Source organism: Bacillus sp. EKM208B, assembly GCF_011800725.1.
Lineage (GTDB): Bacteria > Bacillota > Bacilli > Bacillales > Bacillaceae > Bacillus > Bacillus velezensis.
This window is the reverse complement of record NZ_JAANHO010000047.1, coordinates 1-302: the sequence shown is the minus strand read 5'-3', so window position 1 is coordinate 302 and position 302 is coordinate 1. Positions and strand designations below refer to the sequence as shown.

General features: G+C 49.0%; 2 tRNA genes and 1 rRNA gene. All 3 read right to left on the bottom strand.

The annotated features are described in order from the left end of the window. Positions 1-30 precede the first annotated feature (30 nt). Positions 31-103: transfer RNA gene (locus G9F75_RS19795), tRNA-Thr, on the bottom strand. Positions 104-105: 2 nt separating this feature from the next. Beyond that, positions 106-180: transfer RNA gene (locus tag G9F75_RS19790), tRNA-Asn, on the bottom strand. Between the two features lie 46 nt (positions 181-226). Next, positions 227-302: ribosomal RNA gene (gene rrf / locus G9F75_RS20375) — 5S ribosomal RNA — on the bottom strand; the annotation flags it as partial.

Below are 302 nucleotides of genomic sequence, written 5' to 3'. Positions count from 1 at the left end.
GAAACTGCTTCAGATCAACGTATTTAGATAAGCTTCCAAGCGGGCTCGAACCGCTGACCTCTTCCTTACCATGGAAGTGCTCTACCTGCTGAGCTATGGAAGCAATGGCTCCGCAGGTAGGACTCGAACCTACGACCGATCGGTTAACAGCCGATAGCTCTACCACTGAGCTACTGCGGAATATTATAAGCTTCATAAACAAAAACATGGTAGATAAAATAAAAAAGCTTGGCGGCGTCCTACTCTCACAGGGGGAAACCCCCGACTACCATCGGCGCTGAAGAGCTTAACTTCCGTGTTCG